This window comes from Flavobacterium sp. S87F.05.LMB.W.Kidney.N (assembly GCF_004366435.1).
In the GTDB taxonomy this organism is placed as follows: Bacteria; Bacteroidota; Bacteroidia; order Flavobacteriales; family Flavobacteriaceae; genus Flavobacterium.
Window position 1 is genome coordinate 27,491 of sequence record NZ_SODX01000004.1, and the last position, 19,533, is coordinate 47,023.

Here is a 19,533-nt window from a genome sequence, read left to right on the forward strand (position 1 = left end):
TTTTAAATAGCGATTAATTTAATTTAATTTATAAATTTCAAAATGATGAAAAAAAAATACTCTTAATTATATTCTTAGCATTCTAGCTTAATATATTTTCTATAATCTATTTATGTTTTTTCTGTCTTAATACTGTGGTAATTATTATTTAAATTTCACAGAAATAAGATCAACTTAATCCTGTCGTCAATAAAATAATTACAATTTTTGGAAAATTTATTTTTTTACGCCTTCATTATACTTTGAAAACCACAATTACTCTTATTTTTAAATTTCTGCTTTTTCTACATCTTTCTTTTTCGAACATGTAATTAATATTTTGATTGATGATACTATAAAATTCCTACTATTTTATTTTATTAATTTAAATCAAAGTTTATGAAAATTAAAATTTTACTTCTACTTTTTGTTCTGGGAGGTTTGTGTAATGCTCAAGTTGGAATCGGAACTCCTTTACCGAATAATTCTTCTCAATTAGATGTTGTTGCAGCCAATAGAGGTGTCTTGATTACAAGAGTTCAATTGCAAAGTACAACGAGTATGAATCCTATACTTAATACAGGATCATTACCTTCAAGTCTTTTAGTTTTTAATGAAGCAACGGCTGGTACAGCGCCGCTAAATGTTACTCCAGGTTATTATTATTGGTACAATAATAAGTGGAACAGAATCGTAGTCTCTTCTGAAACAACAGTTCCAGAAGGAACAGTAGTATTTAATCCTGTTTCGAATACATTTTATTATGTTGATCAAAGTGGAAATCAGCAGATAATCAATTTTCAAGATATTGTGAAAAATAATGAAACAATTACTACTCTAGTTAATGCTCCAGATGGTAAACATACTTATACCAGTGAAAATAATACAGTAACTGTAATTGACGTTGTTGGCGATGTTACAAATAATGCTTCAACAATTTTAAATAATCCTGCGGTTATAACGGAATTAACCAACATCATCAAAAATAATGAAACATTAACAAGTCTGGTTTATGATGCTGGTGCAAATACATTAACATACAACGCAGAAAATGGAACACCAACGGTAGTTAATTTATTAAATCTAGTCCAAGGTGCCGAAACACAGACAAGTTTAGTATACGATGCAACGGCCCAGACGCTGACTTATAATCCGGAAAATGGAGTTCCAGCGGTAATAAATCTGTCAGATCTTGTAAAAGGTTCAGAAACAATTACTACTCTGGTTAATGCTCCAGATGGCAAACATACCTATACCAGTGAAGATAATACAGCAACTGTGATTGACGTTGTTGGCGATGTTACAAATAATGCTTCTACAATTTTAAACAATCCTGCTGTTGTAACGGAATTGGCAACGATCATAAAAAATAATGAAACATTAACAAGTCTGATTTATGATGCTGGTGCAAATACATTAACATACAATGCAGAAAATGGAACACCAACGGTAGTTAATTTATTAAATCTAGTCCAAGGCGCCGAAACACAGACAAGTTTAGTATACGATGCAACGGCCCAGACGCTGACTTATAATCCGGAAAATGGAGTTCCAGCGGTAATAAATCTGTCAGATCTTGTAAAAGGTTCAGAAACAATTACTACTCTGGTTAATGCTCCAGATGGCAAACATACCTATACCAGTGAAGATAATACAGTAACTGTGATTGACGTAGTTGGCGATGTTACAAATAATGCTTCAACAATTTTAAATAATCCTGCCGTTGTAACAGAACTGGCAACCATAATCAAAAATAATGAAACATTAACGAGTTTGGTTTATGATGCTGCTGCAAACACATTAACATACAACGCAGAAAATGGAACACCAACGGTAGTTAATTTATTAAATCTCGTCCAAGGCGCCGAAACACAGACAAGTTTAGTATACGATGCAACGGCTCAGACACTCACTTATAATCCAGAAAATGGAGTTCCATCGGTAATAGATCTGGCTGCTTTAGTTACAAATTCAGAAACCGTTACAACTATTACTCCTGTTGTCACAACTGGTAATATTATTGCACAATATGCTAATGAAACTGGAGGAACACCAGTAGACATAAGAGAAACAACCACTAAAATAACACCAGTAGTACTAACTGGAAATATAATCGCTAATTATTTAAATGAAGAAGGTTTACAGGAAAATATCCAGGAAACCTTAACTTCATTGTCTTATGATCCAGCGACTAGTACATTAAGTTACAGTAGTGAAGACGGAACAGTAAGTCCTTTTGATTTAACAGGCCTAAAATCTGTGGTAACCGCTGGAACAAATGTTACAGTTACTGGTAATGGAGAAATAGCAACTCCGTATATTATTAATTCTCCTGTTGAAACTGCTTTATTAACACCTAGTACGGCTATTCCGGCATCGTCAACAACAATTGCTGTTCCTTCTACAAATGTGCAGGGAGCAATTGAAAATTTAGCAACAGAATTAAAACAAAAATGGGATATTAGAGGAAATGCGCAAACAGTTGCCGGCACAAATTTTTTAGGTACAACAGATAATGTTGATTTAGTCTTTAAAAGAAATAACATTCAAAGTGGTCTTTTAAGTACAAATAATACTTCTTTCGGAGTTGGGGCAAATCCGCTTTCTGCAGGAACTTCTAATGTAGCAATAGGAAGCTTAAGTTTAAATTTAAATATAGGTGGAAATTATAATATAGCTGTAGGTTCCAATGCATTAGCAAATAATCTTTTTGGAAATTATAATATTGCTATCGGATATAATTCTCTTGCAAATAATACTGATTACAATAATATTGCAATAGGAGATTATGCACTAAATGCAAACACCACTGGAAACAGAAATCAAGCGATTGGGGTTAGGGCACTTACTTCAAACACAACTGGAATCAATAATACTGCAATTGGAGATTTTACTCTTAATAATAATAATACCGGAAATAATAATATAGCTTCAGGACTTAATGCACTTTACTCAAATATATCCGGAAGTAATAATATAGCCACGGGTATAGAAGCTTTGTTCGCGACTACTACAGGTCAGGCAAATGTTGCAGTTGGTTCTAGAGCTTTACAAAATAATGCAATAGGAAACAATAATACGGCGGTAGGAAATAATGCTGGTAATTTTAATCGTACTGGAAACTCAAATACTGCAATGGGAGATTTTGCATTAAGCCAAAATTTAGGAGGGAACAACAATACGGCTATTGGAGCTACCGCTTTATACGAAAATGTTTCTGGTTCTGGAAATGTTGCAATAGGATTTGAAAGTGGTAGATATTTCGGTGCTTCAGGAACAGATATTTTAAATGGGGCTAATAATTGTGTTTATGTTGGTACACAGATAAGAGCACTTAACAATTCTGCTGATAATGAGGTCGTAATTGGTTATGCAGCTTTAGGTAGAGGAAATAATACAGTGCAGATAGGAAATGATGCTATGACCAGTATTGGAGGACAGGTAGCATGGTCAAATCCTTCAGATTTACGTTTGAAAAAAGAGATACAAACAAGTTCGTTTGGTTTAAATTTCATAAATAAACTTCGCCCCGTTACTTATCATCTTAAAACAGGAACAACCGATTTGCAGTCCGGTTTTATTGCTCAAGAAGTAGAATCAGCAGCTAATTCTGTTGGATATCAATTTAGTGGAATTGTTAAACCAGCCAGCGAAAAAGATTTTTACAGCCTTCGTTACTCAGAATTTGTTGTTCCGCTTGTGAAAGCTTTACAAGAGCAACAAGTAATAATTGAGCAACAAGATAAAAAAATAGCAGATCTTGAAACACGCTTACAACGTTTAGAAGTAGTAGTTAGTAAATTAAAGTAAGAAGTTATGAGTAAAATAATGATATATTTATTTGTACTATCAATATGCTATGTTAGTAAAATAAGCGCGCAAATTCAAATATTGGTGGTTTAACAGTCAGCTCAAATACCATTTTGTCTACTATAGAATCTTTTGATAATAAAACGACAGGAGATTTTGTTAATGACGGAACTTTCTATGTTTATGCTAATTTTAATAATGACGGGCTGGTAACTTTTTCTCCAAATTTGACTACAGGATTAACATATTTTAAAGGTAGTGCTGCGGCTCAAACCATTTCTGGAGTATCAGTTAGTGAATTGTATAATGCCAGATTTGAAAATAATTTTACTCAGCCTGCCTTTTTATTATCTGGAGATATTACTGTATTTGGCAGTTCTGATTTCTATTATGGAATTGTAGATAATGTGACTCAGCCCGGAAATTTTTTATTTGAAGAAAATGCAACGCATCAAAATACAAGTAATAACAGTTATGTTGCTGGTTTTGTTGAAAGAAATAAAAACAATCAATTTGAATTTCCTATAGGCGACGGCGGTTTTTTTAGGCCTTCGGCGATCAGTCAGAGTAACGCAACGACCAATTTTTTTAGGAGCAGATATTATCTAAAAGATTCAAATGCTTTACACCCACATAATCAGAAAGATCCTTTGATTCAAATTATTGATTTACCTGAATATTGGAGTTTTGAAAGCAACCAGAATCCTGTAGATATTGCAATTACTTTGTCCTGGAATGAAGCCACAACGCCCAACGAAATTATTAATGGTAATCCTGGAACAACATTAGCCATTGTAAGATGGGATGAAACTGCAAATAAATGGGTCTATTATACATCGGCTGTCGATGAAAGTGGTAAAACAGTAACAGCAACTATTGATAATGATGGGATTTTTACACTTGGACGAATTCTGTCTAATTCCTCTGATGAAATTGTCATTCACAATGCTATTTCTGCAAATGAAGATGGAAAAAATGATTTTCTTCAAATTGACGGAATCACTAATTTTCCAAACAATAGACTTCAAATTTATAATCGCTGGGGAATAAAAGTATTTGAAACAACCGGATACGGAATAGATAATAATTTTTTCTACGGATATTCTGAAGGCAGGGCTACAGTAAAAAAATCCAGTATATTACCAGATGGAACTTACTTTTATACACTAAGCTATGAGGTTACGAATGGTATTTGGAAAGAAAAAGCAGGATATATATATCTTACTTCGTCTAACTAATTTTGGCAGACTTTTTCATGCTGGAAATTTAATTTTTAATTATTAATTTGATGCTAATAATTTGGTTTCTTCTGGCGTAAATTCAGGAACAATTGCATAAGTATCAATCTTAACGATAGCCATTTCGTCGAGAATATCAACTAAATTTTTAAAATTAGACTTTTTGCTTGGTTTGATAATTACAATTGGACCATTTTTTGGTTTACCCATTGATGTGGAGTATTCGAGAATTGCTCTTTTTTTACCGAATAATTCTTTTCGAATTCCATCTCGACCATAAATAATTTCTTTTGGATTGACTGAAGAATCTTGTAGTAAACCTGAATAAGTTACAATTCTATCTTTATCATCTAAAAGTATTGTATAAATTCTATTAGTGTCCACACAAGCAATTGGTCTGCAGACAATATCTCCATTATCAGGTAGACTCAAATCAATAATTTTAGGCTTTGATAATTCCCCTACTACCATAAAAAATATAATCAGCAAAAAAGAAACGCTGACCATTGCAGTTAAATCAACTCTAGAACTTAGTTTTTTACTTCTTACTTTTTGAGGTAGATTTTTCATAATAAAGAGGTTTTGAATCTAAATTTAATAATAAAAAGGATTCGTTATTCTGTAAATAATAAAAAAGTAAAATATTTTTTTTATCATTAATAAGCTGTTTTACAATGTGTTTTGAGAATATTCTAATATTATTTTAAATTATTTTCATTTTTCATAAAACCAAAAGAAATATATCCCCGTAAATGTCATTATAACTTAAAAAAATAATTATGAAAACTAGAAAATTTTTAGCTTCAGCAGTTTTTGCTTTAGCATTCGGATTTACATCTTTTGCTCAAAAAACAGTAATGGTAGGTGGAGCAGCAATGTACCCAAATAAAAATATTATTGAAAATGCCGTTAATTCAAAAGATCATACGACATTGGTAGCAGCAGTAAAAGCTGCTGATTTAGTTGAGACTTTACAAGGCAAAGGTCCATTTACTGTTTTTGCTCCAACAAACGAAGCTTTTAATAAATTACCAAAAGGAACTGTTGAAACTTTATTGAAACCAGAAAACAAAAAGAAACTACAAACTATCTTGACCTATCATGTTGCTTCTGGGAAATGGAATTCGGCAGATATTGCAAAAGCAATTAAAGATGGAAAAGGAAAAGCAGCTATTAAAACTGTTAGCGGTGGAACTCTTACTGCTTGGATGAAAGGTAAAGATTTATATATTACAGATGAAAACGGAAATAAAGCTAAAGTAACAATTGCAGATGTGAATCAATCAAATGGTGTAATTCATGTTGTAGATGCTGTATTACTTCCAAAAAATTAATACATAAATTAAATTTCAAAATCCTAAATTCCAAATTCCAAGTTTTAAATTGGGATTTGGAATTTTAATTTTTGAGATTTTTTAAATTACTTTTTAGCAGTCAAGGTGCTTCCTGCAGATGCGATTACAACACAAACAACTGCTAAAATTTCATAAAAACTTAAACTTTCCTGAAGAAAAATAAAAGCGCAAATAGAAGCTGCTGCAGGTTCTAAACTCATTAAAATACTAAATGTACGCGGCGGAAGCTGACCTAAGGCTTTCATTTCTAAAGTAAAAGGAATAGCACTAGATAAAAGTGCAAGCGCAACTCCCATTCCGAAGAGTTTTGGAGTTAGATTTGCTAATCCGTTTTCTATAAAACCGAATGGTAAAATTAAAATTGCAGCAAATAGCATCCCTGTAGAAACGGCTTGTCCGCCGTTCATTATTTTTGAAATTTTTCCTCCTAATACAATATAAGCAGTCCAAAATGCTCCAGCCAAAAGCGCGCATAAAATACCTAAAGGATCTAGACGATCATTTGTCCAAGGCGCAATTAGTAAAATGCCTATTGCAGCAAGCAAAACCCAGCAATAATCTACTAAGCGTTTTGATCCAGCTATAGCAAGCAGGAGCGGTCCAACAAATTCTAAGGTAACAGCTAATCCGATTGGAATTCTTTCAATAGCAAAATAAAAAATTAAATTCATGGCACCTAATGATAAACCATAAGGAATCACAATTTTCCATTGATCTGCCGTAATTGCTTTTAAGTTGGGACGGTAAGCTAATAATAAAATTAATGCTGAAACACCAATACGTATCGATGCAGTTCCCGCAGCTCCAATTGCAGGAAAAAGTGTTTTTGCAATTGCTGCACCGCACTGTACACTAATAATTGCTAGTAATACTGCCGGAACAGGAGGGAGGTTTATTTCTTTATTTTTCATAGATGATAATACAGAAAAAGATTTTTTTCTGTGTAATAAGCGAAGATCTAATAGTTAATTATCTAGTGCACGTTTAGTTACGTATGCACGATAACCAATAATAGCCATTTGCCATTTTTTAGCTTTTGAAATATCCAAACCTTGTTTGGTAAAACTCGGCAATAGTATTTTATTTAGTTTAGCTAAGAATTTATACATAGTAGATTGTTTCTTCAAAGATATAAAAAAAAGACTTTGGGTTTAAAGCAAAGTCTTTAAGGTGCGAATTATGTAATTTTTAAATTTTAAGAATTAAGTTTTTATCGCCATCTGCTTCTCTGTTTATTACATTTTGAGGAGCTTCAATCCAGCCAGATTTATTAATTACAAATTTAAAAAAATGTGTCTTGTCTTTCTCAAAATTAGCTTTTGGAATCGATAATTCAAAGGTGTTTTTGCTTTTTTGAATCAATTGATAGTTTTTATCATTGGGGTTCCAATTATTGAATGAACCTGCAATCGATATACTTTTAATAAGATTTGAGTTTAAATTTTTATCATGTTCATAACTAAAAACAACATTGTTATTAATTATTTTATATCCATAAATACCAGTTTGTTTTTTGTATGCACTAAGTAAATCATTTGACAATCGTATGATGGCTTCTCCTAATGCATTTGCTGTATTTTCATCGCTTATATTTACAATGATCGATAATCCAAGTTTCCTTTCTGGATAAACAATCAACATGTTTTGAGTACCAAATGCACCACCGTGTTTCCAGCAGTTTTGACCATTTTCATCTACCTGAATATAATCCCAAAAATAGCCGTTCCAAGTTGTGATACTGTTTAAGAGATTTCGCTGCGATTCCTGAACAATTTTATTTTTTGTATTTAGTTCGTAAGCAATAAATTTAGTTAAGTCACCTAAAGTAGTTTTTAACCTTCCAGCAGCGCCCCAAAGATTATCTGAAATTCTCGGCATTAATACTCCTTTTAGATTGTAACCATTTGCAATAACTATGTCTGAATCTAAATTAATTCCAGTTGATTTCATGTCCAATTTTGAAAATATATTCTCTTTGAGAAGTGTTTCATAATCTTTGTGATAGACGTTTTCTAAAATATGAGCTGTCAAATTTAGACTTCCGTTACTGTATTTAAATTTAGTTCCTGGCAAGGTGTCTAATTTAATGGTTTTAAGATCTTCAAAGAACTTTTCACGACTGTAAGATTCGTCCAGCTTTTTAAAAGCCAAGTAACTGCTGTCGCTTCGATTTTTTCTTAATTCATCAGTATCTGGAAGATCTTGTTAAAACCAGTTCTAAAAGAAACTAAATCTTTAATCGTAATTGGAGTACCGTTATATTCTAAATTTGGATAAATCCCAGTTAGATATTTTCTAATGTCGTCGTTGAGATTTAGTTTTCCCTCTAATACAGCTTGAGCTGTAAGTAAACCGGTAAATAATTTAGTGATCGATGCAATTTCAAAAACAGTGTTATTATCAGCTTTGTTTTCTTTGTTTTTATCAATTTCTCCATAATGTCTGGTAAAAGTTTTTCCATTATTGACAACACCAATTGAGATTGAATTAGTTTTTGATTTTTCTAATAATATTGATGCTGTCTTATCCATAGCTTTAAAAATGGCTTTATCGGCTAAATTTTGCTGAGCAATAATAGAAAGACTAAAAAGCAAGAAAAGAGTTAGAAGATTTTTTTTCATTTTGCAATATTTAATATTAGAAATAGAAAAACCAGTGTTTTAGCACTGGTTTTTTCTAAATGAACAAAGTATATTAAGCTTTTTTATTTTCTTTTTCCATAGCTTTCATATCTTTTTCGTGCTGTTTCATGTTTTTTTCATGCTGCTTCATATCTTTCGCATGTTGTTTCATGTCTTTTTCATGCTGTTTCATATCAAGCTCCAACTGTTTCATGTCTTGCTCATATTGTTTTGTGTTGCCATATTCTGCATCATTTTCAAATTTAAACTTAAAGTCGTAATTAAATTTTTCCATGTTTGCGTGGAACTTTTCCATTGCTATCTCATACTTAGCCATTTCTTTTTCGTAAATCGCTTCTCTTTGAGACATTAATGCTTCAACTTGTTTTTCATACGCTTCCAATTGAGGCTCAATAACTTCCATTTGTTTTTCAAAAGCTTCCATTTGTTTTTCAAACTTACTTACAGCAACTTTATCGTTCATGTTTTTTGGAGCAACTGGAGGTTTTGGCATTTTAGACATATCTAATGCAGGTGCAGCTGGCATTGGTCCTGAAGGAAAAACTGGCGGTGTTGGTGGTGTAGGAGGTGTAATGTCTGAATCTCCGTAGTGACGAACGATAACTTTTTCATTTCTCATCATAACAGGAACAGAGAAGTTTTCGTCTGTATTAATAACTATAGATTTTGTGCCATCTTCGTCAGTTCCAATTGCAAATTCACAGTCTTTTATAGCTTCATCACCGTCGATTACAATAGTTTGTTTCTTGCCCGATTCTGATTTTACTTTAATTTGAATAGCAGTTAATTCCTTTTTGGTATTTCTTTTAACGTCTGAAATTTCAATATCAATATTATGATTTGCTTTTAATTTCCCTGGCAAATCTTTTAATTCCTGATCAGTTGTGTTTTTTGTGATTTTAAAAGTTTCATCGCTTGATTTAATAGTGTCTTTTGAAATAGTAGGCAATCCGTTTTGTTTCTTTTCCTGTGCGATTGTTTCTATTTGAAATAAAAGGACAAAAGCTCCAAGAGCGGGAATTACAGCATAATATTTCCAGTAATTCTTTTTGCTTGATTGATTTTTGTTTAACATGACAATTCGTTTTTTGATTAATGATTGATAAAAATGATTGGTGATTGCAACGCAGGTTTCATGCGTTGTGATTTTTAAAAGCGTGTATTGATACGCTTTTTTGTCGTTGATTTTTTTAGAGGCCTCTCTGTCGGCTATGAATTCAAGATTTTGTAAAATAGCTTTTTTATAAAGCCACACAATTGGATTAAACCAAAATAAGATACAGAAGATTCTAGATATCAAAACATCAATCGTATGATTCTGGTCGCTGTGCACTTTTTCGTGTTCCAAAATACTTTCTAATTCTATTGGAGTGTATAGTGATGAGTTATACACAATATAATCGAAATAGGAGAAAGGAGCTATGTTTTCATTTATGTCAATAAATTTAAAATCTTCCTGCTGCTGTATTTTTTTCCCTTTTAAAACTGCGTTCAAACTATAAATATCAAACCCAAATTTGAACAAGAAAGCAGCTAATCCTAAACTATAGATTGCTATTAAGACTAAATCCCAATTAATTTCAATCGGCTCTTCTTCAACCAACGCTGCAGGGCTGTATTGGGGTTCGTAAGAAGCAGTACTAGCGCTATAAGTATTAGCAGTAGAAAAATTCTCAACCACTCTTTTGTTGATAATTTGCACAGCTGGTTTTTCGATCCAGATAACTTTGGTATAAACTACAAAAGGCAGAATTACAGAAGTAATTAATCCCGCTATTAAAAACCAGCGGCTGCTATTGAAAAAAGTTTCTTTGCGAAGTAAAAAGATGTAAGCAAAGTAAAACATTGCCAACAATCCGCTTGATTTCAGGATAAAAATGAAAAGTGCTTCCATAGTATTTTGATTATTTTCCTTCTTTTGGATTTTCGATCATATCTAATATTTCTCGTAATTCGGCTGCAGAAATTTTTTCTTCCTTAGCAAAAAATGAAACCATGCTTTTGTACGAACTATTAAAATAATTGTCGATAGCAGTACTCATAAAACCTTTTCGGTAATCTTCGATACTTACGATAGGATAATACTGATGCGTGTTTCCAAAAGCATTGTGCGCAACATAACCTTTCTCTTCCAGATTACGAACAATAGTAGACAAAGTATTGTAATGCGGCTGATCTTCTAAAATCTCTGCTTGAATTTCTTTTACAAAAGCCTTTTTCAGCTTCCATAAAATATGCATGATTTCTTCTTCTTTATTGGTTAGTTTTTGCATTTTCTTTTTTATAAAAGTTTTTTATTTTTTAGTTTCAATTTCAATAACCCCATTTGCAGCGCGATTACCGTATTTAGCTACAGCTTGTGATCCTTTATAAATGCTTACAGATTCGATATCTTTAGCTTTTATAGAATCAATATCAAAATTACTTGGCATTTCTTCTCCATCAACAATCACGAGTTGGCCATCTAGTTTAGTAGCACTTTTAGCAGAATTTGAAATAGCAATTGTTGAGCCCCCGTTAGTAATTACTTTAGTGACAACATTTTTGTCATTATTTATAGTTACAACACCGTTAATATTTGTGTTAGTATCAGTATTAGTTTTTGTACTAGTAAAAGAATAAGTGTTAACATTGTTATCTGATTTAGTATTTTGGTTTTTGTTAATTGTAATTACTGAATTTGTTTTAGAATCATCTGAGTTATCAGAAGTTATGGTGCTTATACTTTTGCTAACTCCAACTTTAGGTTCTTTAGCAGTTTTGGAATCTTTTGGATCATCAAAAGTTTGAATACCAATTGTTTTGTTTCCATCTTTGTCTGTTATAACAAGTACTCCAAAATCTTTTATAATTTGATCTCCTATTTGAATTGATTGAGCTTGCTGTTCGCCTCTTGTAACATTTACTTTTATTGAAGTTAGATTGTTTTTAGAATCTCTTTTTATTTCTGAAACTTCAAAATCAATATTATGAATTGATTTTAATTTCGCCTTAATTTCTTTTAATTCCGCATCTGTAGAGTTTCTTTTAATTTTATACACGTCTACAGACTTGGTTGTTTCCGAAATTTCTTTTTTTGCCTGAGGTTTTTCTTTTGCAATTACTTCAATTTGAAATAATAAAACAAATGCCGCAAGAGCTGGAATTACTGTGTAATACTTCCAGGAATTCTTCTTTTTTGATTGATTTTTGTTTAACATGACAATTCGTTTTTTGATTAATGATTGATAAAAATGATTGGTGATTGCAACACAATTTTCGTGTGTTGTTATTTTTAAAAGCGTGTATTGGTAAGATTTTTTGTCTTGTAATTTTTTAGCAGCCTCGCTGTCAGCAATAAATTCAAGGTTTTGCGTGATCGCTTTCTTATAAAGCCAGACAATTGGATTAAACCAAAAAATAATACTGAATAATCTAGAAATTAATACATCTACAGTATGATTTTGGTCGCTGTGTACTTTTTCATGCTCGATGATATTCTCCAATTCAGAAGTGGTGTACAGTGATGAGTTGTATACAATATATTCAAAATAGGAGAAAGGCGCTATATTTTCATTAACATCAATGAATTTAAAATCAGCTTGCTGTTGTATTTTTTTTCCTTTGATAATAGAATTGAGACTATAAAAATCAATTGCAAATTTTATTATAAAAACTAAAAAGCCAATTCCATATAAAGACATGATAATATAACTCCAATTAAAATTAGAAGCTTCTCTTTCGGGAATTTCAATTAATGATGATTGAATGGTAGTACCTAAAGATGGAGCAGCCTCAATCCATATAACTTTTGTATAACTTAATAATGGCAAAATCGCTCCAATTATTAAACCAGACAATAAAAACCATCTGTTGCTGTTAAAGAATGTTTCTTTGCGCAGCAAAAAATAATAAACGCAATAGAAAAAAAGTATTAAACTGCTTGATTTTGCGATATAAATAAGAAGTGCTTCCATAAGCAAGATTATTTTTCTTCGTTTTTATTTTCAATCATTGATAAAATTTCTCGCAATTCATCGGCTGAAATTTTTTCTTCTTTAGCAAAAAAGGAAACCATGCTTTTATAGGAACTATTAAAGTAATTATCAATTGCCGTTTTCATAAATCCTTTTCTGTAATCTTCAATTGCAACAATAGGAAAGTATTGATGCGTATTTCCAAAGGCATTGTGCCCAACATATCCTTTCTCTTCCAAATTGCGTACAATAGTAGATAACGTATTGTAGTGCGGCTGGTCTTCAGTAATTTCTGCTTGGATTTCTTTTACAAAAGCTTTTTTCAGCTTCCATAAAATCATCATAATTTCTTCTTCTTTGTTTGTTAACTTCTGCATCATCTCTAATTTTAATTCAAACCTACAACTATTTTTTTAGTTACACAACTATAAAAATAGTTATTTAACTAAAAATTAAGTTGAATTCGGTTTTGAGCACAGAAATATGATTCAAATTTAATGGTAATTAATTGAATTTAAATGGATTAATAAGTTAAAAGTTTATTGTGTTACTTTTTCTGTAACAAGAGCATTTTTAATCCAGATACAACATCCAGTTGCGATTACGCCAATACAAGCCATAAATAGCCAGTTGATTTGGTATCCTAATCTTGTGATAATCTCAAACCCGACTTTTGAACTAATAATATGAGCAAGACTAAAACTCATAGTATATAGAGCCATGTAGCGACCTTCTTGTCCGCGTGGTGCTCTGCTCAAAGCAAAGGCATTCGAAAAAGGAAAAGTTAAAACTTCTCCAATAGAAATACAGACCATACTGACTACTAATATGCCTGCCCAGAAATTGATAAGAAGTATAAAGAAACTCAGAGCCATTATAAAAGAACCAACAATGATAATTCTGATTTTAGGAAAAGCTTTTCGTTCTAAAAATCCAACCGTAGGCATTTCTAAAGAGAAAATCAAAAGTCCGTTGAGTGTCATTAATAATCCAGTTTGAAATTCGCTTAAGCCAAATTTTTCATTATGATATAAAGGTAAAGTGGTAAAAAGCTGAAAGAATATCATTGCAGTGATAAAACTCACAAATAAGAAAACCCAGAAAATTTTATCATGAAAAACAGATTTAGTTTCAACAGCGCTTTCAGTCTTATCATCGTGAACTACTTTTTTCTTTTCTTTTACTAATAAAGCAAAAATCGAAATCGAAATAATGCAAGAAGCGCCGTCAACCCAGAAAAGACCAGAATAGCCCATTCCCATAATAATTAGACCTCCAAGTGCAGGTCCTGCAGCAAAACCTAAATTTACAGCAAGACGCACAAGCGTTAGGGCACGTGTTCTATTTTCTGGTTTGGCATAAGCTCCCAAAGAAACAAACATCGCCGGCCTGAACATGTCAGCAATTGTCATTAATAAAAACATGGCAACGCAAAGAGCCCAAAAAGTAGTGATATATTGAACAAAGAATAAAGAAACACCGCTTGTAAATAAACTGAATATCATGATTTTATAGAAGCCTATTTTATCTGAAAGTTTACCTCCAAGCCACGAACCCAGCATAGAACCAAAGCCAAACGCAACCATAATCCATCCGACTTGATTATAACTGAAATGAAGATCTTCTTTTAAATATTTGGACAAAAAAGGAAGTACCATTGTTCCGGCACGATTGATAAATGTGATGATGGCAAGAATCCAAATTTCTCTTGTAAATCCTCTAAAATTGTTGATGTAATGGGTAAAAGCGGTTTTAAGCATTTTGTTTGATAGATTATCGTCACAAAGTTAGGAAACTTTGTCGCGTTAAGTGGTTGTTGTTTTGTTACTTTTGAACTATTTTTGCAGAAAATTTCTAAGATGAAAACATTAAACGCCCTAGTTTTATTGTTGGTTTTTACTTTTGGCTATGGCCAAAAAAAGTTTAGTAAAAGTGAAGTAGAAAAATTTCAAAAGAAATTGAACTCAGAATTTGCTGATCCTAAGACTAGTCCGTTAATGACTAAAGATTTAAAAACTTTTAAAAGCTTAGAATTTTATCCGGTAAACGAGACTTTTTTTGTAAATGCTACTCTAGTAAAAGCTAAAGGAGGAAAAGTTTTTGAAATGAAAGAGTCGGGAAAATATACTTCAAAATATATTAAATACGGTACTTTATATTTTAAAATAAAAGGTAAAGATTTCAAATTGAACGTTTACCAAAATTTAGAACTTATAGTACAGGAGAAATACAAAAATCATTTGTTTTTACCTTTTTCAGATTTAACTTCTGGAAAACAGAGTTATATCGGCGGCCGTTACATAGATCTTGAAATTCCGAAAGGGAATACAATCGCAGTCGATTTCAATAAAGCTTATAATCCGTATTGTGCTTATAACTACGAGTATTCTTGTCCACTGGTTCCGCAGGAAAATGATTTGAAAATTGAAATTAAAGCGGGTGTTAAAACCTTTCATTAATGGAATATTTTAATTTTCATACCCATCAATTTACCAATCAGGCAGATGTTTTAGAATTGGTTAACCAATATCCGAAAGAGTTTGATGCTTCAATTGCATTTTATTCGATGGGAATTCATCCGTGGTATATTGAAGAAAATCGCATTGATGCCGATTTGAAAATTATAGAAGAAAAATTGCAAACCGAAAATTGTCTGGCAATAGGAGAGTGCGGTTTAGATAAAAGAATTGATATTCCGCTGGATTTACAAATTTCAGTTTTTGAACAACAATTAGCATTAGCAGAAAAATTCAAAAAACCAGTTGTAATACATTGTGTCGCAGCTTTTCAAGAAGTAATTGAAATTAAGAAAAGATTAAAAATTACAGTTCCGATGATTATTCACGGATTTTCTAAAAATAAACAAGTTGCCGAACAATTGATTGCTGCAGGATTTTATCTTTCTTTTGGAAAGTATTTATTGAGAAATACAGATTTAAAAACTGTTTTTCAAAATGTTCCAAACGACCGATTCTTTTTAGAAACCGATACAATGGAAGAATCGATTCAAATGGTTTATGAATTGGCTTCAGAGTATAAAAGTTTAAATTTAAATGAATTACAAAGTATTATTTCAAGTAATTATAAAAGTGTTTTTGGATAAGGAATAGAGAAATGTGAAAAATTAAATGTGAGAAGTTGAATGTGAAAAGTTGAATGTGATTTTTCACACTGAGTAAAGTTTAAGTTATAACAATAAGAAATCGGGCTTCGACTTCGCTCCTCATGACATATTTGAAACCTGAAACTTAAAACAAAATAAATAAACAAAAATAAAAAAAACAATAATAGAGTATATGGCAGAGTGGACAGAAAGAGCTGAGCTTTTATTTACAAAAGAAGGATTAAGTAATTTACAGAATTCAAATGTATTAGTAGTTGGATTAGGAGGAGTTGGATCTTTTGCAGCTGAGTTTCTAGCAAGAGCGGGAGTAGGAAATATGACAATTGTAGATGGAGATGTTGTGGATATTACCAATATAAATCGTCAGTTACCAGCGTTACATTCTACAGTTGGTCAGCCAAAAATTAAAATTGTAGGGGATCGATTGATGGATATAAACCCAGAATTAAATTTGACGCGTGTACAGGAATTTCTTTCTCCAGAGCGTGCTTTTGAAATTGTTTCTCCAGAATTTGATTATGTTTTAGATTGTATTGACAGTATTACTCCAAAATTGAATTTGATTATTGCTGCGAAGAGAAAAAGAGTAAAAATAATAAGCAGTATGGGTGCTGGCGGTAAAATGCTGGCTTCTAAAGTAAAAGTAACCGATATTTCTAAAACAATAAACTGCTACTTTTCTAAAACAATTCGTAAGCGTTTGAAAGAAGCAAAAATCAATAAATTAAAAGTGGTTTTCTCTTCTGAAATTCAAGACGAAAAAAGTTTAAAATTAACCGACGGAAAAAACTTTAAAAAGTCATTTTACGGAACAAACAGTTATATGCCAGGATTATTTGGTTTGCACGCTGCTGAAACGGTAATTAGACATCTTCTGAAAAAGTAATCAGTCACAGTCGCAGTTTTTAGTAAAAAAAACTTAGAACCTTAGCCCCTTAGAACCTCAGAATCTTAAAAAAAATGATTAAAACAGTAATTTTCGACATGGATGGCGTAATTGTAGATACAGAGCCTGTTCACCGTTATGCCTATTATTTACAATTTTCGGAATTAAATATAGAAGTACCTGAAGAGATGTACACTTCTTTTACAGGATTCTCTACTAGAAATACATTTCAAACTTTGAAGAGTTATTTCCCATCTGTAGAGCAGGAAGTGGAAGATTTGATTCAGAGAAAACGTAATATTTTTAATGACGCATTTGATACTAAAGAAGATCTCTATCTTTTGGATGGTGTTGAAGATTTAATTAAAGATTTGTACAATAACGGAATACAATTAATTTTAGCTTCTTCTGCATCAAAAGTAACCATCGATCGTGTTTTTACGAGGTTCAATCTGCATCAGTATTTTACGCATATTGTGAATGGTGAAGATTTTCCGCAGTCAAAGCCAAATCCGGCGATATTTCTTCACGCTGCTTCTCTTTCTATTGCACCAAAAGAAGATTGTATTATAATTGAAGACAGCACAAACGGAGTAAAAGCGGCGAAAGCAGCTGGAATATTTTGTGTGGGATATAAAAGTGAGCATTCTAACCTGCAGGATTTAAAAGAAGCAGATTTAGTTATAGATCATTTTAACGAATTAAATGCCGAAAAAATATCACAGTTAAAGTCTTGAATTATATAAAATTTAACATTTGTTCCCTTATTGAATTTGTAAATTTGAACAAAACAAAAAAATCATAAGAATGAAAAAACTACTTATTGCATTAGCCCTGATCTTAGCACCATTAGCATCAGAAGCACAAGTAAAAACTCCACAAGCAAGTCCAAAAGGATATATCAAACAAACTGTTGGTTTAACTGATGTTGAAGTTACTTATTCAAGACCAGGAGCAAGAGGAAGAGCGGTTTTCGGGAATTTAGTTCCGTTTGGGAAACTATGGAGAACTGGAGCTAATGAAAATACGATCATCAACTTCAGTGACGATGTGGTAATTGATGGAAAAACTTTAAAGAAAGGGAAATATGCAGTTTATACAGTTCCAAGAATTGAAAGCTGGGACGTTATTTTTTATCTTTCTACAGATAACTGGGGATTACCAGAAAACTGGAGTGATGCTTATGTTGCTTTAAAAACTACTGTAAAAGAAGATGCATTACCAACACCAGTTGAGACATTTACAATTGGAATTAATGGTTTAGATCCAAATTTTGGTTATTTAGAAATGTCTTGGGAAAACTCTCATGTTGCTTTAAAATTTGAAGTTCCAACCGCTAAAACTGCTGTGGCAAGTATTGAAAAAACTTTAGCAGGTCCAACTTGGAATGATTATTATGCAGCATCTCAATATTTATTTCAATCAAATGGAAACATTGAAACTGCAAGAACTTACGTAGACAAAGCTCTTGATATGAGTACAGACAAACCATACTATGTAACGAGACTAAAATCACAGATTCAAGCAAAACAAGGAGATAAAAAAGGAGCAATTGAAACTGCAAAAGCGTCATTGGCATCTGCAGAAGCAGCAAATAATGCCGATTACGTAAAATTGAATAAAGACAGTATCGCTGAGTGGAGCAGATAATAATTTTTGCAAATTATAAATCTCTCAAATATAAAATTCCAAATTCCAAAGCTTTAGGGTTTTGGAATTTTTTTTTGGCTTTGATGAAAAATATTTTGATTCTCTAGTTATTCCGAGGAACGAGGAATCTTACTCGGGGGGGTACAAACTGTTGTCGACTTACTAGTGAGATTCCTCGTTCCTCGGAATGACAAACTGATCGGTAAACTTGAAACTTGAAACCTGAAACTTTAAACCTGAAACTTAAAACAAAACAAACTAAAATTTCAATTCAAACTCGGTGGTTCAGGAATTTTAATGGTTTTCTTTATTTTCTTGATCAAAAGATAAAAGGTAATTCCGCCCAGAATAATTAGAAGCGCAATTTGAAGCTGGCCAAGACTATTGTTTTTACTGTACATCGCATTAGCAGCAGCCAGTTTGGCTTTTCCTTCTTCAATTTGAATCTGCGATAATGATTCTAATGTTTTTAGTGCTTTTGCACTAGAATTGGCAATTTCGTTCCAATTTTTATTTTCTACTTGTTTGTTTATTTCTTTGCAAGACTGCAAAAACATATCAAAATGCTGTTTTTCTTTATTGGTCAAAACCGTTTTAGCATACAAATCATCTATGTTATGAATAATGTCTAAAGTGTGATTGATTTCTCTCTTCTTTATAGTGTCGTTTAAATTTAGCTTTTCAGCTTCAGCTTTTATAAAGTGAAGTTCTTTAGAATATTGAAAAATATAATGTGCAACAACCAGTCGATCTTTATAAATCGCATTGATATTATCATTTACGTTTTTAGAGTTTCGAAGAGTATTAAAGTTTCCTAATAAAATGATTAACATCACTACTAATAGAATAAAAGCAGCCTTCATTTTATTGCTGTATTTTTTTAGATCTTTCAT

The 19,533-nt window shown here is 31.9% G+C and carries 19 protein-coding genes; 8 read left to right on the forward strand and 11 right to left on the reverse strand.

Annotation, left to right across the window (positions count from 1 at the left end; translation table 11 throughout):
• Positions 1–378: 378 nt before the first annotated feature.
• Both EDB96_RS12655 and EDB96_RS12660 read left to right on the forward strand, forming a co-directional pair.
• Positions 379–3,789, forward strand: coding sequence for a tail fiber domain-containing protein (locus EDB96_RS12655; RefSeq protein ID WP_134141178.1), 3,411 nt, complete (start codon positions 379–381; stop codon positions 3,787–3,789).
• A 113-nt stretch (positions 3,790–3,902) separates the two neighbouring features.
• On the forward strand, positions 3,903–5,027 hold the full coding sequence (locus tag EDB96_RS12660; RefSeq protein ID WP_166669307.1) for a gliding motility-associated C-terminal domain-containing protein: 1,125 nt from the start codon (positions 3,903–3,905) through the stop codon (positions 5,025–5,027).
• A gap of 42 nt (positions 5,028–5,069) precedes the next feature.
• On the opposite strand, the gene EDB96_RS12665 is transcribed toward EDB96_RS12660, so the two are convergent.
• Positions 5,070–5,597, reverse strand: a complete 528-nt coding sequence (locus tag EDB96_RS12665) for an ExbD/TolR family protein (protein ID WP_057117874.1) — start codon at positions 5,595–5,597, stop codon at positions 5,070–5,072.
• A 209-nt stretch (positions 5,598–5,806) separates the two neighbouring features.
• On the opposite strand from EDB96_RS12665, the gene EDB96_RS12670 reads away from it, so the two are divergent.
• Entirely contained in the window at positions 5,807–6,361 is a 555-nt protein-coding gene (locus EDB96_RS12670) for a fasciclin domain-containing protein (protein WP_134141181.1), read from the forward strand.
• Between the two features lie 86 nt (positions 6,362–6,447).
• Here EDB96_RS12670 and EDB96_RS12675 read toward each other — a convergent pair whose 3' ends face one another.
• The 9 genes from EDB96_RS12675 to EDB96_RS12715 form a co-directional block, all read right to left on the reverse strand.
• Complete coding sequence (locus EDB96_RS12675) at positions 6,448–7,293, reverse strand: EamA family transporter (RefSeq protein ID WP_134141182.1); 846 nt, start codon at positions 7,291–7,293, stop codon at positions 6,448–6,450.
• A gap of 54 nt (positions 7,294–7,347) precedes the next feature.
• The gene (locus tag EDB96_RS12680) at positions 7,348–7,491 is read right to left on the reverse strand and encodes a hypothetical protein (RefSeq protein ID WP_057117877.1); all 144 of its coding nucleotides are present in this window, start codon (positions 7,489–7,491) and stop codon (positions 7,348–7,350) included.
• A gap of 79 nt (positions 7,492–7,570) precedes the next feature.
• Positions 7,571–8,533, reverse strand: a complete 963-nt coding sequence (locus EDB96_RS12685; RefSeq protein WP_134141183.1) for a serine hydrolase — start codon at positions 8,531–8,533, stop codon at positions 7,571–7,573.
• Between the two features lie 26 nt (positions 8,534–8,559).
• Positions 8,560–9,003 (reverse strand): serine hydrolase domain-containing protein, encoded by a 444-nt coding sequence (locus EDB96_RS21265; RefSeq protein WP_134141185.1) that lies wholly within the window; start codon positions 9,001–9,003, stop codon positions 8,560–8,562.
• Between the two features lie 73 nt (positions 9,004–9,076).
• Positions 9,077–10,918 (reverse strand): M56 family metallopeptidase, encoded by a 1,842-nt coding sequence (locus tag EDB96_RS12695; protein ID WP_134141186.1) that lies wholly within the window; start codon positions 10,916–10,918, stop codon positions 9,077–9,079.
• A gap of 10 nt (positions 10,919–10,928) precedes the next feature.
• Positions 10,929–11,297 (reverse strand): BlaI/MecI/CopY family transcriptional regulator, encoded by a 369-nt coding sequence (locus EDB96_RS12700; protein ID WP_057117880.1) that lies wholly within the window; start codon positions 11,295–11,297, stop codon positions 10,929–10,931.
• 21 nt (positions 11,298–11,318) lie between these two features.
• On the reverse strand, positions 11,319–12,980 hold the full coding sequence (locus EDB96_RS12705; protein WP_134141187.1) for a M56 family metallopeptidase: 1,662 nt from the start codon (positions 12,978–12,980) through the stop codon (positions 11,319–11,321).
• An 8-nt stretch (positions 12,981–12,988) separates the two neighbouring features.
• Positions 12,989–13,357, reverse strand: a complete 369-nt coding sequence (locus EDB96_RS12710; RefSeq protein ID WP_057119772.1) for a BlaI/MecI/CopY family transcriptional regulator — start codon at positions 13,355–13,357, stop codon at positions 12,989–12,991.
• 162 nt (positions 13,358–13,519) lie between these two features.
• Entirely contained in the window at positions 13,520–14,740 is a 1,221-nt protein-coding gene (locus tag EDB96_RS12715) for an MDR family MFS transporter (RefSeq protein WP_057117882.1), read from the reverse strand.
• Between the two features lie 99 nt (positions 14,741–14,839).
• On the opposite strand from EDB96_RS12715, the gene EDB96_RS12720 reads away from it, so the two are divergent.
• The 5 genes from EDB96_RS12720 to EDB96_RS12740 all read left to right on the forward strand — a co-directional run bounded on the left by EDB96_RS12720 (position 14,840) and on the right by EDB96_RS12740 (position 18,640).
• Complete coding sequence (locus EDB96_RS12720) at positions 14,840–15,439, forward strand: DUF1684 domain-containing protein (protein ID WP_134141189.1); 600 nt, start codon at positions 14,840–14,842, stop codon at positions 15,437–15,439.
• Complete coding sequence (locus EDB96_RS12725) at positions 15,439–16,083, forward strand: TatD family hydrolase (RefSeq protein WP_134141190.1); 645 nt, start codon at positions 15,439–15,441, stop codon at positions 16,081–16,083. Before EDB96_RS12720 ends, EDB96_RS12725 begins: the two co-directional genes overlap by 1 nt.
• 193 nt (positions 16,084–16,276) lie before the next feature.
• Positions 16,277–16,990: a ThiF family adenylyltransferase gene (locus EDB96_RS12730; protein WP_057117885.1), complete on the forward strand. Its 714-nt coding sequence runs from the start codon at positions 16,277–16,279 to the stop codon at positions 16,988–16,990.
• A 74-nt stretch (positions 16,991–17,064) separates the two neighbouring features.
• Complete coding sequence (locus EDB96_RS12735) at positions 17,065–17,727, forward strand: HAD family hydrolase (protein ID WP_134141192.1); 663 nt, start codon at positions 17,065–17,067, stop codon at positions 17,725–17,727.
• Positions 17,728–17,797: 70 nt separating this feature from the next.
• Positions 17,798–18,640: a DUF2911 domain-containing protein gene (locus EDB96_RS12740; RefSeq protein WP_134141193.1), complete on the forward strand. Its 843-nt coding sequence runs from the start codon at positions 17,798–17,800 to the stop codon at positions 18,638–18,640.
• A gap of 266 nt (positions 18,641–18,906) precedes the next feature.
• Here the strand turns inward: EDB96_RS12740 and EDB96_RS12745 are convergent, their stop codons facing one another.
• Entirely contained in the window at positions 18,907–19,533 is a 627-nt protein-coding gene (locus tag EDB96_RS12745) for an MCP four helix bundle domain-containing protein (protein ID WP_057117888.1), read from the reverse strand.

Bases quoted from the DNA above. Each gene is read 5' to 3' on its own strand.
- EDB96_RS12655 (WP_134141178.1), top strand. From the start codon at position 379: ATGAAAATTAAAATTTTACTTCTACTTTTTGTTCTGGGAGGTTTGTGT.
- EDB96_RS12670 (WP_134141181.1), top strand. From the start codon at position 5,807: ATGAAAACTAGAAAATTTTTAGCTTCAGCAGTTTTTGCTTTAGCATTC.
- EDB96_RS12720 (WP_134141189.1), top strand. From the start codon at position 14,840: ATGAAAACATTAAACGCCCTAGTTTTATTGTTGGTTTTTACTTTTGGC.
- EDB96_RS12715 (WP_057117882.1), bottom strand. From the start codon at position 14,740: ATGCTTAAAACCGCTTTTACCCATTACATCAACAATTTTAGAGGATTT.
- EDB96_RS12725 (WP_134141190.1), top strand. From the start codon at position 15,439: ATGGAATATTTTAATTTTCATACCCATCAATTTACCAATCAGGCAGAT.
- EDB96_RS12675 (WP_134141182.1), bottom strand. From the start codon at position 7,293: ATGAAAAATAAAGAAATAAACCTCCCTCCTGTTCCGGCAGTATTACTA.
- EDB96_RS12745 (WP_057117888.1), bottom strand. From the start codon at position 19,533: ATGAAAGATCTAAAAAAATACAGCAATAAAATGAAGGCTGCTTTTATT.
- EDB96_RS12740 (WP_134141193.1), top strand. From the start codon at position 17,798: ATGAAAAAACTACTTATTGCATTAGCCCTGATCTTAGCACCATTAGCA.
- EDB96_RS12700 (WP_057117880.1), bottom strand. From the start codon at position 11,297: ATGCAAAAACTAACCAATAAAGAAGAAGAAATCATGCATATTTTATGG.
- EDB96_RS12680 (WP_057117877.1), bottom strand. From the start codon at position 7,491: ATGTATAAATTCTTAGCTAAACTAAATAAAATACTATTGCCGAGTTTT.
- EDB96_RS12665 (WP_057117874.1), bottom strand. From the start codon at position 5,597: ATGAAAAATCTACCTCAAAAAGTAAGAAGTAAAAAACTAAGTTCTAGA.
- EDB96_RS21265 (WP_134141185.1), bottom strand. From the start codon at position 9,003: ATGAAAAAAAATCTTCTAACTCTTTTCTTGCTTTTTAGTCTTTCTATT.
- EDB96_RS12710 (WP_057119772.1), bottom strand. From the start codon at position 13,357: ATGCAGAAGTTAACAAACAAAGAAGAAGAAATTATGATGATTTTATGG.
- EDB96_RS12705 (WP_134141187.1), bottom strand. From the start codon at position 12,980: ATGGAAGCACTTCTTATTTATATCGCAAAATCAAGCAGTTTAATACTT.
- EDB96_RS12695 (WP_134141186.1), bottom strand. From the start codon at position 10,918: ATGGAAGCACTTTTCATTTTTATCCTGAAATCAAGCGGATTGTTGGCA.
- EDB96_RS12735 (WP_134141192.1), top strand. From the start codon at position 17,065: ATGATTAAAACAGTAATTTTCGACATGGATGGCGTAATTGTAGATACA.
- EDB96_RS12730 (WP_057117885.1), top strand. From the start codon at position 16,277: ATGGCAGAGTGGACAGAAAGAGCTGAGCTTTTATTTACAAAAGAAGGA.